Raw genomic sequence first — 20,607 nt, forward strand, 5'->3', positions numbered from 1 at the left:
TTAGTTAATGAGGGCAGCTTTTTGTAAAAGTACATGCAGCACCTTGGCAGATGCCTCACGTGTTGTAGGTGCATCTGGCTGGAAGTAGGAAGAGCCTTTAATCGTCGCTCCGTTAATAATTCCCGCCGCACTTACTTTTTCAATACTGTCCTTGGCATAGCCAGCAAAGGATGAAGTATCATGATACGGTGTGCGTGTAGGACCGTCGGCTGTTGTTTTGATTTGAAGCAAGTCTACTGCTTTACCCAGCACAACAGCAATTTCTTGACGACTGATATTTGCGTGCGGATCAAACTTGCCGTTGTTGCGACCTGTAATCAATCCAGCCTCATAAGCGGCTGCCACATCGCCGGCATACCAGCTATCTGCCGGAATATCACTGAATGGTGCAGCGGTACCTGGTGTCAGGCCAAGTGCCCGTGTGACCAAGGCTGCAAATTCAGCACGCGTCACGTTGTGCTTCGGTGAGAATGTCGTGTCGGTTGTTCCGTTAATCAGCAACTTATGCGCTAGCGATTGAATTTCCGATTGGGCATACGATGATGAAATATCCTCAAAACTTACAGGGCGTGTTGCCGCTGCGTACGTTGAAAAGCCCGGACGACTTACCTTAACGACGGTAGATCCATCAGCTTGCTTGGTGAAGATAGATGGAACGGGATAAACATTTCCATTCGCCGTATAAAGTACACCGGCTGTATTAGGATCAATTTGACCAGGTACGGTAAAGGATCGGGTAATGAATTGTCCTGGCGCAACTTTGAGCGGTTGACTCTTGCCACCCGTGATAACGTTGGCCTCAAATCCTACCGGGGTGCCGATCACATTCGAGTCTTTAAGCTTGCTTGTAAATGTCACGCTCGCCTCTGCCTGGCTGCTGATCATCACTTCAATGCTTGCACCTTGAGGTGCATTTTTTAGAGCTGATATTGGCAATGCCAGGGAAGAACCTGTATTGCCCACAATCAAGTTGCTTCCTGCTGCGGCTTTGCCCAGCGTTGCCAGCTGTGCCGAAGTGAGTGATGCTTTAGTCGTTTGGCCTGCTTGGCTAGTAGCCGACAATACAATAGCTGTCGGACTGGAGCCAGCTGCTGTCACGGCAGCCTGTAGGTCTGCATCAGCTACTGTCAGTGACTGTACATTATTGTTTAACGCAACGGCTGTAGGCACAGCTTTTACAGCTTGTCCTTGTTTCACCACGCTTTGCAGTGAAGGTGCAGATGTAGCGACAGGGGTAGAGGTGTTAGCTACAGCAGAAGGTGTAGTATTGCTTCTGCCGCCACCTCCACCCCCTCCGCCGCCACTACTACCACCAGATGCGGCACTATTATCCACGCGGATGGATTTCGTGGCAGTGAACAGTTTAGGACCAGCGGTATTACGTTCGACTTCTCCCTTTTCATTCAGTTCTGGGGAGCTGACTTCCAGCTTGTACACACCATCTTTTAAGTGTTGAATAACGGGCTGACCGTTCGCATCCAGAATCGGTTTGCCATTGTCATCAAATTCGACGTAGCTTCCGTCAATCCCCTTAAAGGAATATGCGCCTTGTTTGAGGCGAGCATTAGCTCCTTGGTCCTTGGGAGTAGCAATCCCATTAATCAGACCGATCAGCTTATCATCTAATCCGTATACATAGAGCGCGATCTGATTGGTTTTATCTGTGGTCAGACGGAAAGTCAAATCTGTTGTGCGATCCGCACCTGTACGATTTGGATAAATAATCGGGTTCGTGAAACTCAGGTCCTGCAAGCCGAAGCCTGTCGTTGGATTTTCTGTGCCGACATGCACAACGAACGGAAGATGAAGTGTCGGCTGTCCAGCGCTTTTTAGAATAACCTCTCCTTCATATACACCAGTAGCTGCATTCGCACTTGGTTGTACAGACAGGAAGAACGGTTGCGATTTGCCTGGTTCTGCCGAGATAGATCCATTCGCGCCAACCCCCTGCAACTGAACGGCAATGTTGCTCACATCAGGTGTTGCAATAGGCTTGGTCGGGTCAGAGGTAACCTTATCATGTAAAACATAGCTAGCTTCATACTGCACAGGGTTAGCAGACAAGTTTTTGAGTTGAAGCTGAATCTGCTTCGCATCGCTACCAGGTCGTAACACCCCGAAGCTGGCGGAAGGATTGTAATTCACAACTTCCTGACGATTAAAGTTCTTATCAAGAATCGTAATCTTTTCAACGGTTTCCAACAGAGCTGGAGTCTGGATTGCATTCGCAATGTTTACAAGTCCTGCACCTTGGGAATACACATCATATTGGGTTTTATCCTCATCATAGAGTGTAACCGAAGTGTTTGCCAAAGCAGCGCGGATATCAAAAGGTGTCCAGTTCGGATGCTCCTGCTTCAGCAGCACAGCCAGTCCAGCTACATGTGGGGATGCCATACTCGTTCCGTTGCTGCGTTTGTAAGCTTGCGCATAAGATGCATCCGGATAGAACTTGCCAAAGGCAGGATACGTTGACAAAATGCCAACACCCGGTGCGCTTACGTCTGGCTTGATGCTCAGCAGTTCATCTCCATTGGGCCCACGGGAGCTAAAATCGGCCATGGTGTTACCTGCATGATCTGTGCGAATATAGTCTGCTCCAAAGGAAACGGAGAACTTTTCTCCAGCGTTGTCTACGATTTGTTTAGCCAGTGCGCGGCCTTCCTTACCTTTCATATCAAAGGTTGGGATAAAGTCAAAGCTGTCACCCAAATTCGAATTAACGTAGTCATCGCGACCTGAAATACTTTCCCCTAAATCAGCCTTGGTGATGTCACCAGGTTTCGTATTTCCATTGAAAACGATCACGGCTTTCGCGCCATTTTCTTTCGCATTTGTAATTTTATCTATGAATGCCAAGTTGCCCCGTGAAACGAGAACAATCTTGCCTGCTACGTCTTTTCCTTCAAAATCACCAGGTTGTCCCAAATTAGCATATACAAGCTCATAAGGAGCAGTTCCCAAAACGGAGGCAAAGTCTTCTCTGCCTGTCTCCCAGCCCATCAAATTAAAATCGTAATGTGCATAAGCATCAGCAGTTACGGTTTTCTTTAATTCACCGTTAGGCTCCCAATAGGAGTCGCGGGTGACCGAGGCTGTGCCCGAGAAGCTTTTACTCGGGGAAGTGGCTGCCCCAACGGAAATGGCCAGCTGGGATGTGGCCGGAGAACCCATCGAATAAAAATAAGGTCCATCTTGTGCAGCGTTACCGTTTGCGATGACCGCGACTACCCCGGAAAGTACCGCATTATTGATGGCAATAGCATCTGGGGAGTTAGGATCTTTTTCAGAATCCGAGCCTAGCGATAGGTTGATGACGTTCATGCCATCTTTGACAGCACGTTCTATACCGTCGATGACCTGTGCGGAGGAACCGGAGGAGCGCCCGGTTTTGGTATTGCGTCCAAGTACCTTATATACGTATAAGTCCGATTTATAGGCAATTCCTTTTTGCACAATATCCGAGGATTTATTTGCGGCTTTCCCGGCAATTGTACCGGAGACATGAGTACCATGTGTCGTTCCGCTAAAACCTGTGCCGTACGGATCATTCTCTTTTTCAAGGAACGGTTCCTCGTAAGGATCGTTGTCCTGTTCAAAAGAGTCATAACCGCCTTTGTAGGCTTCTTTCAAATCCGGATGCTCATAATCGATACCGGTATCAATAACCCCGACCTTGATTCCCTCGCCATGCAATCCTTTGGCCCAGGCTTCAGGAACACCAATTTGGTCTAGTGGCGCATTGTCATAAGTGGCTTCATTGGCTGTAAGTGTTGGCGGGTCCTGTACGGGGATAGAATAATATGTTTTGTTTTCGTGAATAGATTTAACGCCTGGTAGTTTAGCCAATTCTGGGATTTTATTGGCTGGCACGGTAACCTCCAGTCCATTAAGCACCGTGTTGTACTGGTAATTCACTTGAAGGGAAATACCGTGCTCAGCGGCTTGGTCTACGAATGTGGTTTGCTCAGTAGCGATCGCAGATTCGGCTTTTTGCTCGGATTGAGCGGTGAACGCCTTGGCGCTAGAACGTGCCGTATATTTGTCCACAGCTAGGGGCTCGCCATCAAGCTGTACGATGACTCTGACCTGACGGGAGGAGTCTGTGCTCAGCTCAGGTGAGATAAAGGCTGGAACCGACTCAATAGTTAATGCTTCTTGAGCTTTTAAAAATGAGTCGATGGACAGATCCGCAGGAGCGGCAGAACTGAAAGACGGCAGAGATAAGCTTACCGTCAGGGCAAGAGCGAGTGATACGACAGGTATTTTTTGCAAAATGATCGGCTTTTTCAAAGATTTCCCTCTTTTCAATCAAAATATGATATCTACATACTAGGATTTGAAGCCACTGCCGTTGTTCTCATGCCTCCCTTTATATCTAAAATAATAGAATTGACCACTGGTGACTAACTTGCCAGTTTTGAGGCATATCTTACCATATTGGTGGGATATATTACTATATGTTTTTTATATTTTTAGAAAAAATAAGAGTAACTTCACATATAGATTCCATGGAAATGTTATGAATTTACTAGATTATTTTTGAAATCATTCGAAGGGGAATGGGAGAATGCGAGATTTAATGATATAATCTGCATTGGAATTGTTGAGGTTTCACAATCACGTAAAATGCTTAAGGCGAAGGAGTCGATTATGTTGGCAAAAACATTGATTTTTGGGCATAAAAATCCGGATACGGATACCATTTGCTCAGCTATTGCTTATGCAGATTTGAAAACCAAACTGGGTGCGGACGTAGAGCCGATTCGTCTGGGCGAGGTTAACGGAGAAACGCAGTATGCGCTGGATTATTTTAAAGTGAGCGCGCCGCGTCTGGTTGAGCAGGTTGCTGCTGAAACAGACAGCGTTATTCTGGTCGATCATAATGAACGCCAGCAAAGCGCAACGGACATTGACAAGGTACGTGTAACTGAAGTCATCGATCACCACCGGATCGCTAACTTTGAAACAAGCCAGCCACTGTACTTCCGCGCTGAGCCAGTAGGTTGCACAGCTACCATTTTGAACAAGCTCTACAAGGAAAATGGTGTAGCCATTCCCAAAGAAATCGCAGGTCTGATGTTGTCCGCGATTATTTCTGATTCCCTGTTGTTTAAATCCCCGACCTGCACAGATCAGGATGTAGCCGCTGCTCGCGAACTGGCTGAAATTGCTGGTGTGGATGCAGAACGTTACGGTTTTGACCTGCTTAAAGCGGGTGCTGATTTGAGTGGGCACACGATTGAGCAGTTAGTAAGCTTGGATGCAAAAGAATTCCAGATGAATGGACGTAAAGTGGAAATTGCACAAGTGAACGCAGTAGACGTAAACGACGTGTTGTCCCGTCAAGCTGATCTGGAAGCTGCTTTGTCCCAAACCATTGCGGCCAAAAATCTCGATTTGTTCTTGTTCGTCGTAACAGACATTGTGAACAGTGATTCCATTGGTATTGCGCTGGGAAGCCAAGCTCAGGCGGTTGAAAAAGCCTATAATGTACAGCTGGATGACAACAAGGCAGTTCTGAAAGGTGTCGTATCGCGCAAATCGCAAATTGTACCTGTATTGACCGAAGCTTTTAACAGTTTGTAATGATAAATAATAAGCCTCTTGAACCCGACTGCATGAAGGCAGGGAAGCAGGAGGCTTATTTTTATTTCCTCATTATGAATCCGCTACCATGAAAATTGACGAATACTGGGAAGCTGTTATCACTCGGCTGGAAGATCTGCGGGCAAGTTAGACGAACAGGTGTTGTCTCAGTCTTTGCACCATTTGTCTTTCTCCTCTCTGAGGGAGCTGGGGGTGGTTAGACGCGCACTTTTAACATCTTCAAACGCATCTCGTACGCGTGACAAATAGGTTTGAAACTGGCAGAGTTCCGACTCACTAAAGTCTGACATCAGACGTGAGGCTAGTCCTATAAAAAAAGGGTCCATCTGCTGAATTTTGCTTCTTCCTTTATCATTCAGGGACACAAATACTCCCCGCTTGTCATTGGGATCGTCGTATTTATTAATGAATCCTTCTTGCTCCAGAGAAATGACCATAGAACTGATGGCTGCTCGGCTGACACCCATCTTTTCAGCCAAAGCAGAAGGAGACGACATTTCATCTCTTTGCGCAGAAAGTACACAAAGTGCAATATATTGTCCGTAGGAGAGACCAAACTCACGCGAACGTTTTTCCATACTTTTTCTTATTTCATACGTTATGGAAAATAAATCTACCAAAACACCAATCGGTTTATTGCCACCTGGGAATAGATTATAGGCCAGTTGACGAATTTCGGAGTCCAAAAAAAAGAACATGCGATCCACCTCGATGTAGTTAATTAGTTAACTGTAATTTAATTAACCACTGGTTGCAATGATTTATACAAACTTTGTTCTGCATTTTTTTGAAAAAGTATCTGTAATACGTCATTTCCAGGGTCCGATGCACTGTTCAATGCCCTGATCCACAAGGGCTTGAATGGAGGGCTGACGCAAAGTACGTCCTTCTTGCCATCGCCACTCACTATATTGAATCTTGGCGGTAAACATAGGCTTCACCCAAAATGCGTCTTGATGTCGATCTGGTTTATTGATAAAAGGGCGCTCTGATAAGGTATGAGGCATCAGGCGCTCGGTAAGCTGACGCCAATCTCCACGAGTCAGCTTGCCTGTACCCACATGCCCGATATAGCGCAGCCGTCCTTGTTTATCGTACTGGCCCAGCAATACAGCGTTGATAACACCGCCATTCAAAGTATAGCCACCGATAACGGCAATGATATCACCATAATTTTTGACCTTGAGCCATCGTCTGTCCTGTCCGCCCAATGTGTATGGACTATCCAGTTTTTTGCACACAATACCTTCCATTCCCTGACTGCACATAACTTGAAATAGAGCCTGTCCATCAGGATGGGCAGGAGCCAGTTGAATCCGTTCGTTCGGTATGATGACCTGATCTAGCAGTTTAAGTCTTTCCTGTAACGGTTTGCGATGAACCCATTCCCCATTTAGATAAACAATGTCGAACAACATGTAAGTAGCGGGTACTGCTTCATAGGCTGCCTGAATTCGATCGGTCCGACGAATCAGATCCCGGCGCATAATTTCATGGAACGACGGCTTACCATCGGCGCCAAGTGCGATCATTTCCCCGTCCAGTATGACTGAATCTGCCCTACAGTAAGAGGAGAAATGAGCAAGCTCTGGGTACAGCAGCGTACGTTCATGCTGCTTGCGATTAAACAGGCGCGTATTGCCCTGGTCGTGATACGTCAAAATTCTCGTACCGTCCCATTTTATTTCATAACGCCAAACACCTGCATCGACAGGTACTTTTTCGCTCAGTTCCGGCTCAAACGGGATGACAGGCTTCATTTCCTTATCCAAAATAGCACCTCACTTTACCTTAAATGGAATAAATATAGTGTCAACGATAGTTCCATTTTTATGTACGTGATGTTTCGCTATTCCCCAAAAAGGGGAATGATAAGGATATCTAACGTGGGCATGAAGTGATTGCAGATTGCTCTGATTCGTTAGCACAGGGGTGTTACGTGATTTTCTTCAGTTAGAAAGGAGATCGGTCTTATGAGACAAATTCGTGAAGAGGACCATGCAGTAGTCATGGTGGATGATGGACAGGTAGTTGCGGAAGTAGGTTATAAATCTGTAGATGACCAATCGTTGGTCATTGACCATACATTTGTATCTGAGGAGTTACGAGGCCAAAACATTGGCAAGGAGCTCATTGACAAAGTTGTTGCTATGGCGAGGGAACAGCATAAAAAAGTGATCCCTGCTTGCTCGTACGCTCTGGCTTTGTTCAAGCGCCATCAGGAATACAGTGACATCTGGCAGCAATGAATATGGCGATCAAGGCAGCGTTTTTGCATAGCCAACAAAACACCGGAGTGGGAAACGAACCCTTCCGGTGCTTTTTGTGTGCATAAAGCTTGTAAAATGGATGCATTCTACCGTTGATATTGGCAAATAAGGCGGTTACCCAACCGATGAAGCATATTTTTTGGAGAATAGCTGTGAAATTGTTCATACTGTTGTCACTTCACAGGCTATCTATGAGTTCTATATAATATATTATGATGATGACCGCAAAAATAACGAAAACCTGAATTTAAACGAAGGAGACGCTCATGATGAATAAAGCGAGTGAGGACAAGCAGTACGTTCCAACGAGCAATCGTAATTTTACAGCCTTGATTATCACGGTTTCCATTATAGCCAATGTGATTATTTTACTGCTGTTCTTTTCGCCGATCGGATACCAAGGGAGTGTCAGTTTTGATCTCACGATTTTCCCAAGGTTGAATGCGATTTTTAACAGCTTCACATTTATCTTTCTGGTGGCTGCATTGGTTGCGATTTTCAAGAAAAACATTAAGGTGCATAAAACCTTTATTCTGCTGGCTTTCGCCACTACCGTTTTATTTTTATTCTCCTACCTGACCTTCCATTACATTTCGCCGGAAACTGCAAAATATGGCGGTGTGGGTATCCTTCGGCCGATTTACTTTACGCTGTTGATTTCGCATAGTATACTGGCTGCGATTATCGTACCACTGGCATTGTTCACAGTTGTATGGGGATGGACGATGCAGGTAGCAAAACATCGTAAAATTGCGCGTTGGACGATGCCTATTTGGCTATATGTGAGCTTGACCGGGGTGTTAGTGTATGTTTTCATGGCCCCATATTATTAATAGCTATGAACCCTCTGCGGGTTGAGTTGAAACCGTGGCGTCTCTGTTGAAGAGGCGTCTTTTTTGTATCCAATAAAAGAAAAATTATTCCTTCTAAATTTATTTTATTGAAAAAATGTTCCTTCCATAACGGTATTTCTGTTATAATTTACCTTAATCAACTAAGAACAAGGGGGTCACCATGTGACAAAGAAAGCGAAAGGCAGGTTACGGTTGCTTGTATTTATGCTGGCGCTGGTTGTACTGCTGAGCGGCTGCGGTGGCGGAGGCTCAAAGTCGGAAAAGGTAGACGGCGGGAAAGTAACACTGCAATTTTGGACCATTGCGCTACAACCTACATTTACCCCGTATTTTAATCGGGTCATTGCCGATTATGAGCAGAAGAACCCTAATGTCAAAATTGATTGGAAGGATTACCCATATGACGCAGTGACCAATAAGTTATTGACGAGTATCGCTAGCAACAGCAGCCCGGATGTAGTGAATCTCAATACGGAATTTGCTAGCCAAATGGGATCTAAGGGTGCTGTTGTTGATATGAATGAACACTTATCGCCTGAGGAAAAGGCTGCTTATTTCGAGGGTATATACAACTCCACAGTTATTAACGGTAAAGCTTATGCGTTACCTTGGTACACTGGCACGGAAGTGCTTTATATGAATACAAAGCTGGTTAAAGCTGCCGGATTGGACCCTGCTCATCCGCCAAAAACGCGGGAGGAGCTGACAGAATGGGGTCGTCAGATCAATAGAAAAATCGGTAAAGCTGGCTATGTACAGCAGCTTGTATCCAAGCTATTTGCGGTTGACGGTATTCCTATTCTAAATAAAGAAAAGACAGCAGCGGCATTCAACACACCAGAAGCAGTGACCATGATTGATAATCTAAAAAAACAGATGGAAGATGGTGCCGTGCTCAAGGAAGATGCTGACTTCTCACAGCAAGTGAAATATTATGCCGGAGAGCAGGTCGCCTTCGAGCTGGCTGGCCCAACGTTCATTAATTTTATCAAAACGGCAGCGCCGGACGTATATAAGAATACGATTGCTGTCCCTGTCCCAACCGGTAAGGCTGACGTGCGGCTCTCCAATTCGATGGACTTGGTCGTGCCTACCAAGTCTGCACATGTAGACGAGGCTGTAAAATTTGCTGTTTTCTTAACCAATGCAGAGAGCCAAACGGCTTTTTCGAAAGAGGCCAATACCTTACCTTCTACGAAGGAATCTATTAAAGACCCGTATTTTACTCAGTCTGACCAGTCATTAGAAGCACAAGCCAAGGTAGTATCTGCACAAAGCCTGGATAAGGCGACAGATTATATGGTCGGGGTGCCTAATGCCAAGGATGTAAACAGTGCGATCGCACGAGCCTTGCAAAATATTTTATTGAACGGAAGGGATACGAAGGAGACCCTTACTGCTCTGGAGCAGGAAGTAAACGATATTTTAAAGCAATAGGTATGACAGGGGAGTAATGCAAATACTCCCCTGTTCATTTATCAAAATCAGGTGGTGATGCAGCATGATCAAATGGTTGAGGTCGGAGTCCTTTACGGCCTGGGCCTTTATGACGCCGGGACTGTTATTACTTGCCGTCTTTGTATTTTGGCCTATGATCTACAGCATTCCGCTGGCATTGACGGACTACTCTGTCATATCAGATACCCACTTTGTCGGCTTGGATAATTTTGAAGCGGCGTTTAAGGACCATAACTTTCTAATTTCGATTTGGAATTCATTGTTGTACGTGCTCATTGTCCCCTTTCTTCAATTTTTCTCTATCCTGATGGCCGTGCTGGTGAACAGCCGTATCCCTGGAATCAAAATATTTCGTACGACCTACTACATTCCTGTTGTGACTTCGATGGTGGCTGTAGCCTTAATTTGGAGTTGGCTGTTAGGCAATAACAGCGTAGTGAACTATTTGCTTATACAGGCCGGTTTGATTAGCCAAGACATACACTGGCTAGCGGACAGTAATTTGGCTTTGTATGTACTGATGTTCATCACGATGTGGAAGGGACTCGGCTATTATATGATGCTCTATCTGGCGGGATTACAAAATATTCCTCAGGATTTGTACGAAGCCGCCAGGGTGGACGGGGCAAGCCGGTGGCAACTGATTATTCATATTACGCTTCCGCTGCTGAAGCCTTACGTGCTGTTCTGTACCCTCATATCGCTCATGGCAGCAATCCGCGTATTTGATGAGGTGTATGTGTTAACCAAGGGTGGACCGGGAACAGCCACGTTGACATCCAGCTTGTATATTTTCCAAAAAGGGATGGAGCAGTTTAATTTTGGGTACGCTTCGGCACTTGGCTTAATTGTCGGTGCAATGATTGCGGTACTTAGTATTATCGTGTTCCGATTCAATAGGAAAGGCGGTGTCAATCCCTATTGATGAATCTACAGAATGACAAAATGCTGCGCTCTCCTAACAAGGAAAGTAGACGTTTCATGCGTACTCTTAGTCGAGTACTCAGAATGACCGTAATATATGTGCTTTTAGTCTTGCTTGCCATTTTTTTAATGGGACCATTTCTATGGCTGCTCAGCGTATCCCTCATGCCAGGCCGTAATATTTTTTCAACACCGCCTGCGATTTTTCCGACTTTTATTGATTTCGACAACTATGTTCAGGTGTGGCAGTTCATGGATTTTCCAAAATATATGCTGAATACGGTCATCATAACGGCGCTGGGTGTTGTGCTCAATGTGATACTGGCCAGTTTGACGGGATATCCCTTGGCAGTATTTCGTTTTAAGGGTAAAAATGTGGTGTTTACGCTGCTGATTGCTACGATGATTATTCCTTCTTACACGGCATTTATTGTGCATTATCTGACCATTCAAGGGCTTCATCTGGGCAATACATATATGGGTGTGGTGTTGCCTGGGGCAGTCTCTGTGTTCAACATTTTCCTCATGCGGCAGACGTTTATTCATATCCCCACCGATGTGCGCGATTCCGGTAAAATGGACGGCGCTTCGGAATTTCGAATTTGGTGGCAGCTGGTGCTTCCGCTAGTCAAGCCGGCGCTTGCTGTGATTTCTCTGTTGGAGGCCATGTCATTCTGGAACAGCTTCCTGTGGCCTATTGTTATTTTGAACGATACAGAGCTGTATCCGCTGGCAGCTGCACTTACGTATCTCAATGGCCAGTTTGCCTATAATTTTGGCTGGATTGCTGCAGGCACGATGATTTCGGTATTGCCGATCATTATATTGTTCCTGTTCACACAGCGCTATTATATGGAAGGCTTGGCGGGAGCGGTAAAAGGATAATTCGGAAGTCTCGGCTACGGAGAGCCCGTAAATGGAAGGAGACGATTGCGATGGAACTGTCCAAAGGAATGAGGCCTAATTCAGGTGGAGGACTAACAGCGCAGGAGGTTCAATATTATTTTCGTGATGCGTATGACAGTGGGGACAAATTGGTTATCAATGAACCAAACCTGATCTGTGAACTTTCCTCTCGCTTCGCAATGAATCAGGGGTATGAAGGTGTGCTGGACCCCGAGGGACCGATTAGACTCATTGCACCTCCGGGGCCCGGTGTTCCGACGGAAACAAGAGGAAGCGTGCAGTTGGTGCTCGAATATGACGGGACGCTTACAGCGGATGGATATCGTTTGGACATTCAGAAGGAAGGGAAAATTGAAATCCATGCATCCAATAAAAGAGGCCTTAAATACGGTATGGATGCCCTACATCTCCTGCTCCAAGTAGAACAGGAACGATGTACGCTGCCGGTGATATCTATTCGGGATGAGCCTTCCTTTCCGGTCAGAGGAATCATTGAAGGCTTCTACGGAAAGCCGTGGAGTTTCGCGGATCGGCTGGATGCCGTCCGGTTTATGGCGGCGCATCGGATGAATACGTTTATGTATGCCCCCAAGGATGATCCATATCATCGTGAGCTATGGAGGGAACCGTACCCTGAGGAGATGTTTGCGCAAATCTGCGAATTAAAGGAGGTCTGTGAACGGCACGAGGTTGATTTTCATTATTGTATCAGTCCAGGGAATGATCTGAACTTTGGCAGCGATGAAGATTTTCTCAAATTGACGGAAAAGCTGGCAGCCATGATAGCGATAGGCGTGCGTCACTTTTCTGTATTAATGGATGATATTGATTACGTACTCAAAGGGGGAAATCGACATTTGCTGGGCCGCTCGGGCCACGCTCATGTCTTTTTGACGAATAAGGTTCATACATGGTTGGCTGAACGGCTGCCTGAATTTACGCTGACGGTCTGTCCTTCAGAGTATTGGTCCTATTGGGATACCGAATACAAAAGGGATTTCCGGGAGCGATTGCATTCGGAGATTAAGGTGTTCTGGACGGGATACTTTGTGTTTGCTCCACAGATTAGTCGCCAGCATGCTGCCGATAATCATGCGTTCTATGGGCATGAACTGTGGCTGTGGGATAACATCCCGGTGAATGATTGTGACCATGATCGGCTATTCCTCGATCCACTGCGCGGGCGGTATCCCGGTCTTCCAGATTGCGGACATACCGGCATGGTAACCAACCCGATGAACCAGTGGGAGTGCTCCAAGGTGACGCTCATTACAATGTCCCACTATATGTGGAACAGTGAGCGGTATATGCCGGAGCTGTCGTGGGAATGGGCTGTGCGGGAGTTAGCAGGAGAGCATTCCGATGAACTGATGTTTTTCTGTCGCCAAAACAGGAACAGCCGATTGGGTAGCTGCACGTATGAGGACGTAGACCTTGCCTTGCAAATGCGTGATATCCCTGCGCTGGATATCTACTTTGAGCGGCTGCTACATGCCGTGAGCATCCTCCAGAACATGTCTGCTGGTGATCCGGTGGCGGGGTTCGTAGCACAGGCGAGACCTTGGCTGGAACGTGCCAAGTTGGACGTGAACCTGTGGCAAGTGCTGCGCCAAGCTGCGCTCGGCAGCGAGCGCCAGAACGATGGGCAACTGCAAGGAAGCCGCATGCAGAGCAATGCAGTTGGCGGCGAAGGGTCGCAGTCTTTGACGGGGGAGATCGTCGACGAACTGCGACGCGGTATTACGGCTTGCCTAGAAGCGGAGGCTCGGCTGGGGAGCGATCCGGCGATCCGCGCTGCTGCGCAGTGGGGCTATGTCAATCAGGATGAAAAGGGCAAATATCGACTGATTTTGTGAGTATTTGCATGGAAAAGAGAACCAAGGCAGCATAGCTGCCCTGAAAATAACCATGCCGTTAGGATAACGGAAATTTTCAGGAGAGGTGGAACGTATGGTGAAGCCGAATACCCAATTACTTTTTGTACCGCTGGATGAGCGACCCTGCAATTATCAATTTCCTTATTTATTGGCACAGGGTACAGAGCTTGAAATGGAGCGCCCTCCTTTAGAATGGATGGGACAAAAGAAAATCCCTGGTGATACGACAAGACTATGGGCATGGCTTGAAGAACGTGCGGCGACTGCTGATGGAGCCATTATTGCGATGGATACGCTGCTGTACGGGGGAATCGTACCCTCCCGGCTACACGGAATGTCGAGTGAGCAGGTCAGGGACAGGGCTAATCGTCTTCGCAGGTTGAAGCAGTTGTACCCGCAACTGACTTTGTATGCATTTCAATTGATTATGCGTTGTCCGCAATACTCTTTGGCTGATGAGGAACCAGACTACTATGCTGATTGGGGTCGTGAGATATTCAGAAAGGGTTTCATCGAGCATCGTCAGGAGCTAGCGATCGCTACCGCAGAAGAGTTGCTGGAATTAGCAGACATTAACGGGCGTTTGCCTATAGAGATTTTGGAAGATTATCTGGGACGTCGCCGTGTGAATTTGGAAGCCAATCAACTCACACTGGAACTGGTAGCAGAAGGTGTGATTGATTTTATGATCATCCCACAGGATGATTCGGCTCCCTACGGCTATACCGCCAAGGATCAGCAGCAGCTAAGGGGGCGTATTTCCGAGCTTGGGCTCGATCTAAAAGTATACATGTATCCAGGGGCAGACGAAGTGGGTTGTACGTTGCTAGCTCGTTGGGTGAATCGGATGAATCATGTCGTTCCACTGGTGTATCCTCGATTGTCTGCTTTGCAGGGAGCTTTTGTAGTCCCGCTTTTTGAAGATCGTTATTTTTACGAGACATTAAAGTATCAGATTATAGCAGCAGGTGGGCTGATTGCTTCCTCAGCAGCGGAGGCTGATTTGATTTTGCTAGCTAACACGCCTGGCGACACGATGGCAGAGGCCTCCTCCCAGCAGCATGCGATGACCGGATATGATGTACAACGAAATCTAGTAGAACTAGTAGAGTACGGAGCTTATATGCAGCATTATGCCAATAAAAATGTCGCTATTGCTGATGTAGCCTATGCCAATGGAGCCGATCTCAAGCTGCTTAGATTATTGAAGCAAAAAGGACTGCTATTTAAGCTGGCAGGCTATGCAGGCTGGAATACCAGTTCTAATACGCTCGGTACTGTCATTGCTCAGTCCATGCTATATGTTCGCTATGGTCCTACGAAGGAACACCTGGATTTTCTAGGGCTGCGCTATGCTGAGGATGCTTGTTATTGCGCTGTGGTACGTACAGCTATGAATAACGGGATCGTGGAGCAGATGGGTTTTAACAAGTTTATGCTTGATGGACCTAGAGGCTCGGTAGCGGCAGTCATTCGCGGACGTCTGGAGCAGGCGCTCGATGAATATGTGAACGGACCGGAGGGGTGCGTGGAAATTATGGATTGCTACATGCCGTGGAATCGTACCTTTGAAGTTGGATTGACCGTTCGGCATTATGCTGAGGAGAGGGAGTGATTCCGATGGAGATGGAAGATATATTATCCAAGGTTCGACATGGACTGATCGTTTCCTGTCAGGCGCTACCAGGCGAACCGTTGCATGGAGCAGATTCTATGGTCAAAATGGCGCGTGCTGCACTGGAGGGTGGAGCTGTAGCGATCCGTGCCAATGGTGCATCGGATGTGCGTGCGATTAAACAGGCAATCCCTCTACCAGTCATTGGTTTGATTAAGCGGGATTATGATGATTCTGATATATACATTACGCCTACCCTTCTTGAAATGGAGGAACTGGTGGAGGCGGGCGCGGATATCATTGCGCTGGATGCTACATTGAGACCCCGCCCAGCGGGGTGCAAGCTGAAGCGCCTCATAGATTACGCCCATGAGCGCGGAGTTGCTTCCATGGCGGATATATCGACGCTAGAGGAGGCGCTTCATGCAGCGTCTCTTGGTGTAGGTTGTGTATCCACGACGTTATCCGGTTATACGCCATACTCTAATCAGATAGGGGGTCCGGATCTGGAATTGGTTCGAAGAGCATCGGAGCTGGTTCCTGTTCCTGTCATTGCAGAGGGGAGAATCCATGATCCGGCACAAGTAGAGGAAGCATTTCGGATGGGTGCACATGCAGTTGTTGTAGGCTCGGCGATTACTAGGCCCCAATTGATTACGCAGCGGTTTGCCGATGCCGCAAGGAAGGCAGTGAAATGCATCTATGGAGATGAACGACCGAATTAACACATATTATCCTTCATTAACAAAATCGGAGCAGAAAGTCGCGTTGTGCGTAATGAAGTGCCCTGCAGACATCATATATTTCTCCGTGACGGAGCTAGCTGACTTCGCAGGTACAGGTGAAACGACGGTTATGCGTTTTTGCCGGAAAATTGGTTTTAAAGGGTATCAGGATTTCCGACTGTCGTTAGCACAAAACCAGACTTATCGCAAAAGCGATATGAGCGAGGAGGACATCGACCCAGATCACGAACATGATATTACCCGTATGGTGTATCACAATATGCTTGATATTTTGCACTCCAGCATGGGACTCCTTGACCGTTCGGAGCTTAGTCGTGCGATATCATGTCTCGATCAAGCGGGTTATGTTCAATTTTTCGGTGTAGGTGCATCGGGAATTTCCGCTCAGGATGCTAAAAACCGCTTCTTGCGGATTGGGCGGCGCGCCGAGGCTGTGGTAGACGGACATATTCAGTCGATGATGGCGGTGACCATGAACCCTGGTGATGTTGCTATTGGCATCAGTGTATCAGGAAGTACGCTGGATACGAACGATATGCTGCACAAGGCCAAGCAGAACGGTGCAACAGTTATCGCAATTACGAATTATGCAAAATCACCTATCACCTCCATTGCAGATATTGTTCTGCTAACCGCAGGTAAGGAAGCTCCGATAGAAGGCGGTTCAATTGGTGCTAAAATCTCACAGCTATTCGTTATTGACCTCATCTGCGAAGGACTTGCTCGCAAGCACACGAGCCGCACCGAACAGATGAAGGAAAAAACAGCGAGGGCGGTTATTGAACGAAGTTATTGAGATTCTGCGATCGTAGATTGGAATACGGTACGCTCCGGCAGTTCATCATGTTTTTCTATCTATAGAAGGTTTGTGCTAAGAACTCATAAGCTTTTATATGGGGGGAACAAGGAGGATGTGGTGGTGGCAGTTGCATTGAGTAAAGTCATTGGGATCGACATTGGAGGCACTTCTATTAAGGCCGCCATAGTGGCAAGGGATGGATCAGTAATGGACGAAATTCGAATGGATACGGATGCCTCTCGTGGACGTGAACGGGTGTTGTCGCGTGTGACTGAGTCCGTATGCAGACTGATGCGTTCTCATGGAGATACCAGTGTGGGTACTCCTGCAGGTATAGTCGCTTTAGGCATTGCTACTGCTGGCAGAGTGAATGTGGAGAGTGGTGAGGTTGTGTACGCCACTGATAACCTGCCCGGCTGGCAGGGGGCATCCTTGGTGAGCTGGGCGAGAGAAAAGCTGGCTTTACGTGCGGTTGCTGATAATGATGCGAACGCTGCGTTACTTGGAGAAGCGTGGCTGGGGGCAGGGAAAGGCAAACAGCGCTTGGCTATGCTCACCTTGGGAACTGGGGTCGGCGGCGCATATATGGAAAATGGCCTCTTGTGTAGAGGAGCTCACTGGAGCGGTGGCGATTGGGGGCACAGCATCTTATTTCCTGGAGGCCACTCCTGCAACTGTGGAAAAAAAGGATGTGCCGAGCAATACGTATCGGGTAGCGCCCTGTTACGCCGTGGCAGTGAATACACCGGAACATTGTACCGTTCGGGGAGCGAGATTGTGAAAGAGGTCGCTCAAGGCAACCTGAGGATAATTCAGGCGCTAGATGACTACACAGCAGATTTAGCTGTGCTTCTGGCTAATATTTCGGTGACTCTTGATCCTGAGCTGATCATTGTTGGGGGAGGAGTAGCAGATGCTGGAGAGGTTTGGTGGCCCTTGCTGGAAAAGCATATTGCTTTATTGGGAGTTCAGACAGAAGTCAGTCGGGCAATGTTGGGGAATCGCGCTGGGTTCATCGGCGCTGCCAGGCTTGCTTTTGAAATGACGGAATCTTAGAACAAAAATGAAAGGGGAACGAACCATGACGCAAAAACGGCTCGATGCCGATATTGTTGTGATTGGCGGAGGTCTGGGGGGGACAGCAGCAGCCTTAGCTGCGGCAAAAGCTGGTATGAGAGTCATCGTAACAGAGGAGACGGACTGGTTGGGAGGGCAGTTAACTTCGCAGGCTGTTCCCCCGGATGAGCACCGCTGGATCGAACAGTTTGGTTGCACAGCAACATATCGTCAGTTCCGCAATCGTGTGCGTGACTACTACCGTCAGAACTATCCGTTAACCGAAGAAGCTCATAATGATCCCCTTCTTAATCCAGGAAACGGCTGGGTAAGCCGTCTGGCCCATGAGCCACGGGTAGCTCTACAGGTGCTTGAGGATATGCTTGCTCCGTATCTGAATACGGGACGTGTTCGTGTATATTATCACACCGTGCCTATTGCTGCTCATACCGATGGAGATTGTATTACTTCTGTGACCGTTCGTACCTCGCATAATCCTGATCATAAGAGTGGTCTCAGAGTGTTGCATGGTACGTTTTATCTGGATGCCACAGAGTGTGGTGATCTCCTTCCTATGGCAGGTGTGGAGCATACGAGTGGAGCAGAATCACAGGCAGCAACGGGGGAGCCTCATGCACTGGGGTGCGCCAACCCTCTTGATATGCAGTCTGTCACGCATGTGGCGGCTGTAGACTACATTCCCCAGGAAAGCTTCATTATAGAGCGACCGCAACAATATGACTTCTGGAGAAATTACATCCCTTCTTTTTCCCGGTTTCCGATTTTAAGCTGGTTTGCTACCGATGCAGATGATACCAGTAAACTAAAACAGTTCACATTATTCCCTAACGATCAGGGCATTGTATCCTTGTGGGATTATCGTCGTATCGTAGATCCCTCTATATGGAGCGTACCGCTAAATGATGGCGAAGTAACTCTTCTAAACTGGGCGCAAAATGATTATTACCTAGGACCCCTGATCGGTGTCACTGCTGAGGAGCAGGCGAGACATCGCGAAGGAGCACGTGAGTTGACCCGCTCATTAATATATTGGCTTCAAACCGAAGCTCCCCGGTTAGATGGAGGATTCGGCTACCCGGGAATTCGACCACGAGGTGATTATCTCGGCACTTCTGACGGGCTGGCTAAAACGGCCTATATTCGTGAGTCGCGCCGAATTAAAGCCGAGTATACAATTTCCGAATTTGATGTAAGCCGTGAACTTCGGGGGGAAGAGGGACCCAAACGGTACTCAGATAGTGTAGGAGTGGGAAGCTATCATTTAGATCTTCATCCGACCACGGTATCCCAGCGTACCTTTTACATCCCTAACTATCCTTATGAAATTCCATTGGGCTCACTTATTCCTGTGAGGGTACGTAATTTGCTTCCAGCTTGCAAAAATATAGGTATGACTCAAATAGCCAATGGTTGCTATCGTCTGCATCCTACAGAGTGGAATATAGGAGAATCATCGGGAAGCTTGGCGGCTTACTGTGTCTCTAACGGGTTATATCCTATTGAAGTGGGCCGGTCAGCAGAACATCTTGGACGCTTTCAAAATATTCTTCTTCGTCAAGGTGTGGAGCTGCACTGGCCAGCAGAAGTGTTCGAAGCAGAGGGAGTTACCAGCCAATCAAGGGGCAGCTAACCCCTTGATTGATTTATGAAGTGAAAATGAGCGGATTTATTCTGAAAATAAAATAAAAAAAGTGCTTGCTAAGTTGCTAAGGAATATGATATATTATTTTAGCTGACAACAAAACAGCCGTTTCAAAAGAAAATAACTAGGGCGAAATGATCTTCGTAAAAAAAAGAAAAAAATAACCCTTGCATTTTTGGAGCGAACATGATATGATCTTATAGCTGCTGAAAAATGCGGCGAAGAAAAAAGTTTGATCTTTGAAAACTGAACAACGAGTGAGTAAACTGATTTTGTTCGCAAAATCAAACATGAGATATTTTATCTCGTCAGTTTCAACATGAGCTAATCGCTCTTTTAATAAACTAGCTTCGGTTGGTCTTTAATGGAGAGTTTGATCCTGGCTCAGGACGAACGCTGGCGGCGTGCCTAATACATGCAAGTCGAGCGGGGTTATTTAGAAGCTTGCTTCTAAATAACCTAGCGGCGGACGGGTGAGTAACACGTAGGCAACCTGCCCACAAGACAGGGATAACTACCGGAAACGGTAGCTAATACCCGATACATCCTTTTCCTGCATGGGAGAAGGAGGAAAGACGGAGCAATCTGTCACTTGTGGATGGGCCTGCGGCGCATTAGCTAGTTGGTGGGGTAAAGGCCTACCAAGGCGACGATGCGTAGCCGACCTGAGAGGGTGATCGGCCACACTGGGACTGAGACACGGCCCAGACTCCTACGGGAGGCAGCAGTAGGGAATCTTCCGCAATGGGCGAAAGCCTGACGGAGCAACGCCGCGTGAGTGATGAAGGTTTTCGGATCGTAAAGCTCTGTTGCCAGGGAAGAACGTCTT

At 47.2% G+C, this 20,607-nt stretch carries 15 protein-coding genes and 1 rRNA gene; 13 read left to right on the forward strand and 3 right to left on the reverse strand.

The window, feature by feature from the left end:
• Window positions 1-4,293, reverse strand: a complete 4,293-nt coding sequence (locus tag FKV70_RS21465; protein WP_142614303.1) for a S8 family serine peptidase — start codon at window positions 4,291-4,293, stop codon at window positions 1-3.
• Window positions 4,294-4,653: 360 nt separating this feature from the next.
• On the opposite strand from FKV70_RS21465, the gene FKV70_RS21470 reads away from it, so the two are divergent.
• Window positions 4,654-5,589 carry a manganese-dependent inorganic pyrophosphatase gene (locus FKV70_RS21470; protein WP_280115099.1) on the forward strand — a complete coding sequence of 312 codons (936 nt, stop codon included), beginning with the start codon at window positions 4,654-4,656 and terminating at the stop codon, window positions 5,587-5,589.
• 167 nt (window positions 5,590-5,756) lie between these two features.
• On the opposite strand, the gene FKV70_RS21475 is transcribed toward FKV70_RS21470, so the two are convergent.
• Window positions 5,757-6,308 carry a MarR family winged helix-turn-helix transcriptional regulator gene (locus FKV70_RS21475; protein ID WP_142614307.1) on the reverse strand — a complete coding sequence of 184 codons (552 nt, stop codon included), beginning with the start codon at window positions 6,306-6,308 and terminating at the stop codon, window positions 5,757-5,759.
• Window positions 6,309-6,419: 111 nt separating this feature from the next.
• A complete protein-coding gene (locus tag FKV70_RS21480; RefSeq protein ID WP_142614309.1) occupies window positions 6,420-7,382 on the reverse strand; it encodes an ATP-dependent DNA ligase in 963 nt (320 codons plus the stop codon).
• A 201-nt stretch (window positions 7,383-7,583) separates the two neighbouring features.
• On the opposite strand from FKV70_RS21480, the gene FKV70_RS21485 reads away from it, so the two are divergent.
• The 12 genes from FKV70_RS21485 to FKV70_RS21540 form a co-directional block, all read left to right on the forward strand.
• The gene (locus FKV70_RS21485; protein WP_063206987.1) at window positions 7,584-7,859 is read left to right on the forward strand and encodes a GNAT family N-acetyltransferase; all 276 of its coding nucleotides are present in this window, start codon (window positions 7,584-7,586) and stop codon (window positions 7,857-7,859) included.
• A gap of 287 nt (window positions 7,860-8,146) precedes the next feature.
• On the forward strand, window positions 8,147-8,713 hold the full coding sequence (locus tag FKV70_RS21490; protein ID WP_419866070.1) for a DUF420 domain-containing protein: 567 nt from the start codon (window positions 8,147-8,149) through the stop codon (window positions 8,711-8,713).
• A gap of 183 nt (window positions 8,714-8,896) precedes the next feature.
• Window positions 8,897-10,171: an ABC transporter substrate-binding protein gene (locus tag FKV70_RS21495; RefSeq protein ID WP_142614311.1), complete on the forward strand. Its 1,275-nt coding sequence runs from the start codon at window positions 8,897-8,899 to the stop codon at window positions 10,169-10,171.
• 64 nt (window positions 10,172-10,235) lie between these two features.
• Entirely contained in the window at window positions 10,236-11,117 is an 882-nt protein-coding gene (locus FKV70_RS21500) for a carbohydrate ABC transporter permease (RefSeq protein WP_063206996.1), read from the forward strand.
• Window positions 11,117-12,001 carry a carbohydrate ABC transporter permease gene (locus FKV70_RS21505; protein ID WP_142614332.1) on the forward strand — a complete coding sequence of 295 codons (885 nt, stop codon included), beginning with the start codon at window positions 11,117-11,119 and terminating at the stop codon, window positions 11,999-12,001. The genes FKV70_RS21500 and FKV70_RS21505 overlap by 1 nt, the downstream gene beginning before the upstream one ends.
• Window positions 12,002-12,051: 50 nt before the next feature.
• Window positions 12,052-13,878 carry a protein O-GlcNAcase gene (locus FKV70_RS21510; RefSeq protein ID WP_142614313.1) on the forward strand — a complete coding sequence of 609 codons (1,827 nt, stop codon included), beginning with the start codon at window positions 12,052-12,054 and terminating at the stop codon, window positions 13,876-13,878.
• 94 nt (window positions 13,879-13,972) lie between these two features.
• Window positions 13,973-15,514: a DUF4127 family protein gene (locus FKV70_RS21515; RefSeq protein ID WP_142614315.1), complete on the forward strand. Its 1,542-nt coding sequence runs from the start codon at window positions 13,973-13,975 to the stop codon at window positions 15,512-15,514.
• A 5-nt stretch (window positions 15,515-15,519) separates the two neighbouring features.
• Window positions 15,520-16,239: an N-acetylmannosamine-6-phosphate 2-epimerase gene (locus tag FKV70_RS21520; protein ID WP_063207026.1), complete on the forward strand. Its 720-nt coding sequence runs from the start codon at window positions 15,520-15,522 to the stop codon at window positions 16,237-16,239.
• The gene (locus FKV70_RS21525) at window positions 16,217-17,056 is read left to right on the forward strand and encodes a MurR/RpiR family transcriptional regulator (RefSeq protein ID WP_142614317.1); all 840 of its coding nucleotides are present in this window, start codon (window positions 16,217-16,219) and stop codon (window positions 17,054-17,056) included. Before FKV70_RS21520 ends, FKV70_RS21525 begins: the two co-directional genes overlap by 23 nt.
• Before the next feature lie 120 nt (window positions 17,057-17,176).
• Window positions 17,177-18,115 carry an ROK family protein gene (locus tag FKV70_RS21530; RefSeq protein ID WP_425280374.1) on the forward strand — a complete coding sequence of 313 codons (939 nt, stop codon included), beginning with the start codon at window positions 17,177-17,179 and terminating at the stop codon, window positions 18,113-18,115.
• A 25-nt stretch (window positions 18,116-18,140) separates the two neighbouring features.
• Window positions 18,141-19,766, forward strand: coding sequence for an FAD-dependent oxidoreductase (locus FKV70_RS21535; RefSeq protein WP_142614321.1), 1,626 nt, complete (start codon window positions 18,141-18,143; stop codon window positions 19,764-19,766).
• Window positions 19,767-20,139: 373 nt separating this feature from the next.
• Window positions 20,140-20,607 (forward strand): 16S ribosomal RNA (locus FKV70_RS21540); the annotation flags it as partial.

The organism is Paenibacillus ottowii (assembly GCF_006874425.1).
Lineage (GTDB): Bacteria > Bacillota > Bacilli > Paenibacillales > Paenibacillaceae > Paenibacillus > Paenibacillus ottowii.

What these genes read in the sequence shown, in the direction of transcription:
- FKV70_RS21505 (WP_142614332.1), top strand. Translation starts at nt 11,117, where the DNA reads ATGAATCTACAGAATGACAAAATGCTGCGCTCTCCTAACAAGGAAAGT.
- FKV70_RS21535 (WP_142614321.1), top strand. Translation starts at nt 18,141, where the DNA reads ATGACGCAAAAACGGCTCGATGCCGATATTGTTGTGATTGGCGGAGGT.
- FKV70_RS21520 (WP_063207026.1), top strand. Translation starts at nt 15,520, where the DNA reads ATGGAGATGGAAGATATATTATCCAAGGTTCGACATGGACTGATCGTT.
- FKV70_RS21485 (WP_063206987.1), top strand. Translation starts at nt 7,584, where the DNA reads ATGAGACAAATTCGTGAAGAGGACCATGCAGTAGTCATGGTGGATGAT.
- FKV70_RS21525 (WP_142614317.1), top strand. Translation starts at nt 16,217, where the DNA reads ATGGAGATGAACGACCGAATTAACACATATTATCCTTCATTAACAAAA.
- FKV70_RS21470 (WP_280115099.1), top strand. Translation starts at nt 4,654, where the DNA reads ATGTTGGCAAAAACATTGATTTTTGGGCATAAAAATCCGGATACGGAT.
- FKV70_RS21490 (WP_419866070.1), top strand. Translation starts at nt 8,147, where the DNA reads ATGATGAATAAAGCGAGTGAGGACAAGCAGTACGTTCCAACGAGCAAT.
- FKV70_RS21510 (WP_142614313.1), top strand. Translation starts at nt 12,052, where the DNA reads ATGGAACTGTCCAAAGGAATGAGGCCTAATTCAGGTGGAGGACTAACA.
- FKV70_RS21515 (WP_142614315.1), top strand. Translation starts at nt 13,973, where the DNA reads ATGGTGAAGCCGAATACCCAATTACTTTTTGTACCGCTGGATGAGCGA.
- FKV70_RS21475 (WP_142614307.1), bottom strand. Translation starts at nt 6,308, where the DNA reads ATGTTCTTTTTTTTGGACTCCGAAATTCGTCAACTGGCCTATAATCTA.
- FKV70_RS21500 (WP_063206996.1), top strand. Translation starts at nt 10,236, where the DNA reads ATGATCAAATGGTTGAGGTCGGAGTCCTTTACGGCCTGGGCCTTTATG.